The sequence below is a fragment of the Pontibacterium sp. genome, assembly GCF_041587635.1.
Classification (GTDB): Bacteria; Pseudomonadota; Gammaproteobacteria; order Pseudomonadales; family Balneatricaceae; genus Pontibacterium.
On sequence record NZ_JBFGYC010000231.1, the window covers coordinates 1 to 5957 of the forward strand.

6 protein-coding genes are annotated in these 5957 nt (G+C 51.6%); 2 read left to right on the top strand and 4 right to left on the bottom strand.

Annotated elements, in window-relative coordinates; all coding sequences use genetic code 11:
• The coding region (locus ABYW01_RS12050; RefSeq protein ID WP_372832978.1) for a LysR family transcriptional regulator at window positions 1-123 on the bottom strand (123 nt) is incomplete at its 3' end.
• A gap of 260 nt (window positions 124-383) precedes the next feature.
• On the opposite strand from ABYW01_RS12050, the gene ABYW01_RS12055 reads away from it, so the two are divergent.
• Window positions 384-953, top strand: coding sequence for a cytochrome b (locus ABYW01_RS12055; protein WP_372832968.1), 570 nt, complete (start codon window positions 384-386; stop codon window positions 951-953).
• Window positions 950-1528, top strand: a complete 579-nt coding sequence (locus tag ABYW01_RS12060) for a YceI family protein (protein ID WP_372832970.1) — start codon at window positions 950-952, stop codon at window positions 1526-1528. The genes ABYW01_RS12055 and ABYW01_RS12060 overlap by 4 nt, the downstream gene beginning before the upstream one ends.
• A gap of 121 nt (window positions 1529-1649) precedes the next feature.
• On the opposite strand, the gene ABYW01_RS12065 is transcribed toward ABYW01_RS12060, so the two are convergent.
• The 3 genes from ABYW01_RS12065 to ABYW01_RS12075 all read right to left on the bottom strand — a co-directional run.
• The gene (locus ABYW01_RS12065) at window positions 1650-4310 is read right to left on the bottom strand and encodes a cation-translocating P-type ATPase (RefSeq protein WP_372832972.1); all 2661 of its coding nucleotides are present in this window, start codon (window positions 4308-4310) and stop codon (window positions 1650-1652) included.
• Between the two features lie 324 nt (window positions 4311-4634).
• Complete coding sequence (locus tag ABYW01_RS12070; RefSeq protein ID WP_372832973.1) at window positions 4635-4853, bottom strand: hypothetical protein; 219 nt, start codon at window positions 4851-4853, stop codon at window positions 4635-4637.
• A 13-nt stretch (window positions 4854-4866) separates the two neighbouring features.
• Window positions 4867-5957 (bottom strand): FAD-dependent monooxygenase (locus ABYW01_RS12075; RefSeq protein ID WP_372832975.1); only part of this gene is annotated, 1091 nt, incomplete at its 5' end.

Sequence of the window (5957 nt, forward strand, 5' to 3'; positions counted from 1 at the left end):
GCTGACTGCTGGCTGACTCATATGCAGTTCCTGCGCCGCGCGCGACACATGTTTCTCCCGCAACAGTGCCTGCAGGACAACCAATAAATTCAGATCTATTGAACGAAGATTCACTTCACGCATAACGAACATACAACCCATGCATTAGACTGATTCAGTCTGAGTGATTAAAGTTATTTTCACAATGCGATTACACCGCTGAATTTCAGAAACCTTTATAAAACAAAACTATAAAGATATTTCAATATTGATAATCAATCGTATTAAGTCGAATTTCTGCAACACAGCGTTCGCAAGTTTGACCGGCACCTTTCGCGGTAGGTTTTGTCATACTGCGAAGCATTCAATCCAAACACCGATTTCATGTTAGGAAATACGCCTCTATGGCCCTGAACAAACGCATCTTAAATGACACGCACAACTACGGCTGGGGGTTCATCGCAATCCACTGGCTGATGGCGTTGGCGATCATTGGGCTTTACCCACTGGGCCTGTATATCGACAGCCTCAGCTATTACGACCCGGAATACCGTACCGTGCCGCATATCCATAAAAGTATCGGTATCTTGGTAATGATCGCGCTTGCACTGCGCTTAGTCTGGCTCACCGGCAACCGCACACCGGAAGAACTGCCGCAGCCAAAACCACTGGCGCTGGCAACAAAAGCGGTGCACCTGCTGCTGTATGGATTGATGCTGGTTTCACTAATCTCCGGTTACATGATCTCCACGGCCGACGGCCGTCCGATTGACGTCTTCGGCTGGTTCAGTGTACCCGCCTTTGCGACCGGTATGGAAAATCAGGAAGACGTGGCCGGTGCAGTGCACTGGTACTCAACTACCCTATTAATGGTGCTGGCAGGGCTACACGCACTGGCGGCACTGAAACATCATTTTGTAAACAAAGACGCCACCCTTACGCGTATTTTTGGAATTAAACAGGAAACCCCATGAAAAAATCACTGATCTCTGGTCTGGCTTTCGCTGGCCTGCTGGCAACTACGGCCCCTGTTCAGGCGGCGGATTACGCAATCGATACCAAAGGCGCGCACGCATTTGTTAGCTTCCGTGTAAATCACCTCGGTACTAGCTGGTTGCTGGGCCGTTTCAACAAATTTGACGGCGGGTTCTCCTACGATGCCGAAAAACCAGATGCGTCTGTTGTGAATGTTGAGATCGATACGACTTCCATCGATTCCAACCATGCAGAGCGTGACAAGCACCTGCGCAGCCCGGACTTCCTGGACGTGAGCAAGTACCCGAAAGCGACGTTCAATAGCACCAGCTTCAAATCCAACGGTAACGGCACCGCGAAAATGACCGGTGATCTGACCCTGCACGGCGTGACTAAAACCATCACTATTGATGTGAGCAAAGTCGGTGAAGGTGAAGATCCTTGGGGCGGCTACCGCGCAGGTTTCTCTGGCACCACAGAGATCAAAATGAAAGATTTCGGTATCAACTACAACCTGGGCCCACTGGCTGAGACCGTGTACATGGATCTCCAGGTCGAAGGTATCCGTAAGTAAGATTTCCTTGTACGACCCTCGTTCTTCCGAGAACGCAAAAAGCCGCCCTTCCCAGAGGCGGCTTTTTTATTATCTGTTCTGCACAATCCGATCAATGTACCAGAAACTCCTACTAACACCTTTATACTGACTTCCGTCTTTCCCAATACATTTTATGCAACTCATCCACCACGATCAGAATCAGTGCGATAAGCAGCAAAGTCGACCACGCTTGTAACGTAACAGGCTCAACCTGCAGAATATCGCTCAATCCGGGCGTGTAAAGTGCAGCGATATGGATCGCTTGCGCCGCCAGCATACCGATCAACAAAATAGGGTTCCCAAAGAAACGCTGTTTAAAAATTGACTTTGTTTCTGAGCGACTATTGAGGACATGCACATTCTCAAATAGAACCATCAAAAGAAGGGTTATATTTCGGGCCGACTCCACTGCGACACCGTAATGAATCTGCCAGGCAAAAACAGCAAATGCCAGCCCCCCCATCACCATCGCATTAACAATCACCCGCTCCATCATTAAACGGTTGAATATGGTCTCTTTGGGCGGCCTCGGAGATCGGCGTAATTCATCTCCCTCCTCCGGTTCAAACGCAAGCGCCACATCTTGTATGCCATTCGTGACCAGATTGAGCCAAAGTAACTGAATAGGGAAAAGAGGTATTGGCAGCATAAAAATCACACTGAGGATAAACAACGTTATCTCTGCGGCGCCGGTGGATATCAGAAGAAAAATAACCTTACGAATATTGCTGTAAACGATCCGCCCCTGCTTGATGCCCTGCACGATGGACGAAAAGTTATCATCCGTGATGATCAAATCAGAACTTTCCCGCGCGACGTCAGTACCCCGCTTGCCCATCGCGATGCCCACATGAGCATGATGCAGGGCTGGTGCATCGTTGACGCCATCACCGGTCACCGCCACAAAGTGCCCATTACTGATCAGCTGCTGCACGATCTGCAGCTTCTGTGTCGGCTCAATGCGAGCGAATACATGGGATGAATCCACCAGCTGTTTTAATGCTACCGGGGCATCACCGTTGGCCTGTCGCTTCTCATCTTGTTCAACCGCATATGCGACCTCAGAGCCCGTCACCGGCACACTGCCCGCCTCAGCAATTTTCAGCTCCATTGCCAGGGCCATTGCAGTTTGAGGGTGGTCACCTGTGATCATCGCCACGTCGATATTCGCACTGCGACACTGCGCCACCGCAGTATAAGACTCTGGACGTAAGGGATCGATCATGCCCAGCAATCCCAGAAAACTCAGGCCGCTTAGTTGCTGATTCAGATCCACGTCCCGATCGCTAATTTCTCTCGAAGCACACGCCAGCACCCGATACCCTTGGCGCGCCAGAGTCAGCAGCTGCTGCTCTACCGTAGCCTCCTGCAACAATACTTGCCCGGAGTTACCACGACACATCATCAGCACTTTTTCTGCGCTGCCTTTAACATGCACCATCAGTTTACCGTCCACCCGGTTCATGCAGGCACTGAAGGCATTTTCAGATTCGTAAGGGATACGGCGAAGTTCTGGATAAATACTTTGAATTCGCTGATGGTCAAAGCCGAACTTCGCAGCGAGCACCAAACATGCCAGATCCACACCATCACCACTCGCAACCCACTCACCCTGATACAGGTTGAGCTCAGCTTCATTGGCTAGCATAGCGCAACGCACTAAATCCAACAGCGCCGGTTCCTCAGAGGACAAACGCGAAGTATGACGTTCACCCTCCAAGCACTGAATATCACCATGCATATCCAAACCTTCACCCCCAACGCAGTAGCGGGTTTCGTCTGGCAGCACAATCTCTTTGACTGTCATCTCGTTAACGGTGAGCGTGCCGGTTTTATCCGAGGCGATATAAGTGCAGGACCCTAGCGACTCCACGGCAATGAGTCGCCTGACGATAACATTCGCTCTGGCCATACGGCGCATACCAATGGCCAGAGCGACCGTAATCGCTGCAGGTAAACCTTCAGGTATAGCAGATACAGCCAGTGCTACCCCTAATAGAAAAACGTCCTGAAGATCGGCACCGCGTAACAAAGTGATCGCAAACAGCAACGCAATTACCGCAAGAATGGCGTAAGAAATTCTTAGCGTAAAACGTTCGATCCGCTTTAACAGCGGAGGTTTAATATGATCGACCTCACTCACCCCAACCGCGATTTGACCGATCTGTGAATGTACACCGGTAGCGATCACTTCCCCCTGAGCACGTCCGTGGGTAACGATAGTGCCAGCAAAAGCGCAATCCACGCGTTCTGCCAAAGGACGGGCATCATCCGATGAAACATCAGCCTGTTTCTCCGCTGCCAGTGACTCTCCGGTCAATAGAGATTCATCAATCAGCAGATCAAGACATTCGATCAGCTTTAGATCGGCCGCCACCCTATCACCGGTCACGAGAAACACGATATCCCCCGGAACCAGCTCCGTTGCATCCACTTTACGGGTCACGCCATCTCGAAGTACCGAGGCATACTGCGGTACCATCTTTTTCAGGGCGGCCGCAGCCCGTTGCGCTGAGTATTCCTGCACAGTTCCGATGGTCGCATTGATGAGCAGTACAAATAGGATGAAAAAGGCGTTGAGCTTCTGGTTCAGTGTGAGCGATACCACCGCAGCAACCAGCAACACGTAGATGAAGGGACTGTTAAATTGGTGCAAGAAAATCAGGTACGGGCTTTCACCGGACACCTCCGGCAATTGATTGGGACCATACCGGCCCTGACGCTCTGCCACGTCCTCAGATGATAAACCTTGTGCTGCCATAAACTTGGGCTCCCAGAATCCACAGCATCGTTGCTTAAAATGGCAGCCCGACGCCCCGCCCCACGAAGAGATGACAAGCAAAACGCCGTATATCACCCACGACCTGACAGGCGTTTTTCAAGTCTCTGGTCAGTGCTTATAAACACCTCCATAAAGCCTAGGCATAATGGAGCGCTTAGGCAAAAAGGGTAAACACAGGTTTTCTTCAAACCATCCGAGAAGATTACGGGTAAATCGCATCAGCCTGTCAAAGCGGTATTGCTTTCCCCTTAACGCAAAAAGCCGCCCTTCCCAAAGGCGGCTTTTTGTTACCCGATAGATCCGTTACAGGTTCTTCAAGGCTTCATGAATGGACTCAGAAACCTGATCCGCATCACCGACCTGGTTCGCCAGTAGCAACGCCAGTTTAGTCAGAAACAGCGCTTCTTTATCCACCCCTGCTTGCGTAACTCCTTCCGCCAGCTGATCGTAAACCTGTTCCAGTGCGCTTGTGCTCAGTGTGTTGTGACTCATTGTTTTGTAACTCATGGCTTTTTGACTCATGGCTCAGCCCCCTCTAAGACAGGTTAATCAGACGTTTCATAGCGGTCAGCAGGTCCCCGTTATCAAACTGTTTCCAACGAGCGGAAACATGCTGGTCCGGACGCACCAGATAGCTGGTCCCTTCTGAAGCATCGTATCGTTGATGCATATGCCCCTCAGGATCATGAATCACCTGATGGCTCTGTGACTCAATGGCACTGCGACTGATCTGCACAACCTCAAACGGCACACCACTGCGGCTCACCGCCTCCTTCAACAGGGTCAGCGCCATGGGCAGCTCTGCTTGATCACTGAAATAAAGCAGGTAGATCGACGCCCCCAAACGATCAAACAGGTAATCATCATCGCCCAAGCGAATATTCTGCAACGGCGCGCCTTTCACCGGCCCGGCACTGAACTCGGCGTTATCATCCCGCATACAGTTCAACACACTATCCAGATAGTCATGTGCACGGGAGGTCCGCCAGTGGAACAGCGGACGTACAAACGGCTGGGTTAAGGAGAGCGACAAGGTGGCATCGCGCAACAAGCGGAAGCCCCGATCCGGCGGTGTCATAAAGCGGGTACTTTTACTCGCTTCATCGATAATCTCGCGCGCGGCGGTCACACGTTCCTGCGAATAACTCGCCAACAGGTGTTCCGGCGCCCACCCCTTGATCGCAAAGGCCAGCTTCCACGCCATGTTGTGGCAGTCCTGCCAACCGGTGTTCGCACCACGCACACCAAAAATCGGCAGCATATGGGCCGCATCGCCGGTAAACAGCACGCGATCATGCACGTAATCCGGCAGTGTCATCGCTCGGGCGGAATACACTGAACACCAGTCCATCTCCCAAGGCGCATCCACGCCAATCATATCCAGCTGAGCCTGAATCCGTTTATTCAAGGATTCCGGTGCCAGGGCTTCCTCTGCGGTTTCACCCTCCGGCAATTGGTAATCCAGACGCCAGATCCCTTCCGGTTCCCGATGCATCAAAATGGTATTACCCGGATTCCACTCAGGGTCAAAATACGCCAACCGTTCGGTCGGCAGATCAATATCGATCTTAATATCCGCAATGACAAAGTTACCGGTGTAGGAGTCCCCCTCCATACGCGGCCCCA